General features: G+C 60.6%; 3 protein-coding genes. 2 read left to right on the top strand and 1 reads right to left on the bottom strand.

Annotated elements, in window-relative coordinates; translation table 11 throughout:
* Nucleotides 1-232: OsmC family protein (locus tag ABYB95_RS22095; protein ID WP_372662048.1), on the top strand; the 232-nt coding region annotated here is incomplete at its 5' end.
* A 16-nt stretch (nt 233-248) separates the two neighbouring features.
* Here ABYB95_RS22095 and coq7 read toward each other — a convergent pair.
* Complete coding sequence (coq7, locus tag ABYB95_RS22090) at nt 249-899, bottom strand: 2-polyprenyl-3-methyl-6-methoxy-1,4-benzoquinone monooxygenase (RefSeq protein ID WP_372662045.1); 651 nt, start codon at nt 897-899, stop codon at nt 249-251.
* A 43-nt stretch (nt 900-942) separates the two neighbouring features.
* Between coq7 and ABYB95_RS22085 the strand changes: the two genes are divergently transcribed.
* Nucleotides 943-2,133 (top strand): porin, encoded by a 1,191-nt coding sequence (locus ABYB95_RS22085; protein ID WP_372662042.1) that lies wholly within the window; start codon nt 943-945, stop codon nt 2,131-2,133.
* Nucleotides 2,134-2,209 lie beyond the last annotated feature (76 nt).

Raw genomic sequence — 2,209 nt, 5'->3', positions numbered from 1 at the left:
GGGGCGGCACGATGTGCGCGGCTGCAGCGTCAAGCTCACCAGCGAGCGGGCCGAGACCGAGCCCAAGGTGTTCACCAACATCCACATGCACTTCACGGTCACGGGCAAAGGGCTTCCCCCGTCTGCTGTCGAGCGGGCCATTGCCATGAGCCACGAAAAATACTGCTCGGCCAGCATCATGCTGGCCAAGACCGCCGAAATCACGACCAGTTTCGATCTGCTGGAAGCCTGAAGGCTTCACGAGCCAACTAAATCCGGTGTGCGACCGTTGTCATGACGCGCGCCGCCACCCGCATCAAACCTTTCACAGGCCGGGGCAGTTCGACCGCCCCCGCGTGCTGGGCTTCGCGCGCATGTCTTGCTTCGTCTTCCTTCATTTGGGCCACGATCGCACGCGAGGCCTGATCGGCGGCGGGCAGGCGCTCCATGTGGCTGGCCAAGTGGGCTTCCACCTGGCGCTCGGTCTCCACCACAAAGCCCAGACTCAAGCCTTTGCCAAGCCCCCCGGCGAGCAAGCCCAAGCCAAAGGCGCCCGCGTACCAGACCGGGTTGAGCAGCGAGGGGCGGGCATCGAGTTCGTCCAGCCGCTCCTGGGTCCAGGCCAGGTGATCGGTTTCCTCTTTGCCTGCGGCCTCCAGTTGCAGGGCCAGCGATTCCTGTCCCGTCCCTCGGCCACGGACCGGCCACCGGGCCATCAAAGCCTGCGCCGTGTACAGGGCCTGAGCACAGACCTCTCCAACGTGGTTGACCCGCATCAAGGCCCCAGCCTCCCGGCGTTCGCCTTCGTTCAGCGTTTCAACTTCGCGTGGTTCGGGCACCGTTGGACAGTCGCGCGACGCCCTGGGGTGCACAAAAAGGGTGCGCAGCGCTGCATCTGCAGCATTCAACAGGGCGTCCATGCAAATTCCTTGTGGAAAAACCGATTCCCACACAAGGTGGGCGGTGTTCAGTATTCTGGCCCAAGGCAGCCGTAAGCGCGAAATCTGGGTCCCGGCGCTGCCGCCGGTCGCAGAAACCGCGCCTTCGATCCGGTCCAATGCTGTTGTCCATGTGCAACGAAATACCCACCGCACCGCCGAAACTTTTGCATCCCGTACCGCCTTCTGGTGCAATAGGCCAACTTCCAAAAACGGAGGTTGGCTCTGGGGCTATAACCCACGGCCTCTTTTTTCAACCTTGGAGAAAATCTCAATGAAAAAGACCCTGATTGCCTTGGCTGCTGTTGCAGCAACCGGCGCAGCTTTCGCACAATCCTCCGTGACCCTGAGCGGTGCACTTGATTACGGCTACCAGTCGACCAAAGCCGGCGCTACTGGCGTGACCACCAAAGGTATGGGCGTTGACACCTCCGAGATCTACGTTTCCATGACGGAAGACCTGGGCGGTGGCTTGAAGCTGAACGCACGTGCTGGTATTGAAGGTTTGAACCGCACCCAAGGGTTCGTGGACGGCCTGAACCACACCATCGGTTTGACCGGTGGTTTCGGCACGATCTACGGTGGCGCTATTGAAATTGGTAGCGGCATCCGAGGTCTGGCCCAGGCTGGCGCTCCTGTGAACAACATGGAAGGCGAAATCCTCGGTTCCGCTGTTGACAGCGACATCCTGAAGTACAGCTCGCCCAACATCAGCGGTTTCGTGTTCAGCGGTTCTTTGACCGAAGGCAACGTTGGCGTGAACTTGGCCAATGGCTTCGGCAAAGGTCTGTCCGCCGGCAACAGCCGTGCGCTGACGGTGGGTGCTGACTACGCAGCCGGTCCGATCAAAGCCAAGCTGGACTACACCAGCTGGAAAAACAACGCCGCCAACGATGACCGTTTCCGCGTTGCTGGTCAGTACGACCTGGGCGTGGCCAAGATCGGTGCTGGCTTTGAAAGCGCCGATCTGGTCGCTGGTGGCAAGAACAAGTACACCATGCTGGGTGTGAGCGCTCCTCTGGGTGCCGTGACCGTCGGTGCCGTGTGGGTCAAGAACGATAACGCTGGCGCAAAGCGCGTCGGCTACAGCGTGGGCGCCAGCTACGACCTGAGCAAGCGCACCAGCGTGAGCTCCAGCTACAGCTCGTGGGAAGCCACGGCCAATGCTGCCAGCAAGGACAACAAGTTCAAAGTGCAACTGTCGCACTCGTTCTAATTTTCAAGCCGGCGCAAGCCGGTTGAGAGTTTGAATCAAACCCGCCGTGGCAACACGGCGGGTTTTTTTGTTTTTC

This window comes from Hydrogenophaga sp., assembly GCF_041633695.1.
Classification (GTDB): Bacteria; Pseudomonadota; Gammaproteobacteria; order Burkholderiales; family Burkholderiaceae_C; genus Hydrogenophaga.
The sequence above is the reverse complement of the archived record's forward strand: the minus strand, read 5'-3'. Positions and strand labels throughout refer to the sequence as shown.

Coding starts and splice junctions, on each gene's coding strand:
- coq7 (WP_372662045.1), bottom strand. CDS start 899: ATGGACGCCCTGTTGAATGCTGCAGATGCAGCGCTGCGCACCCTTTTT.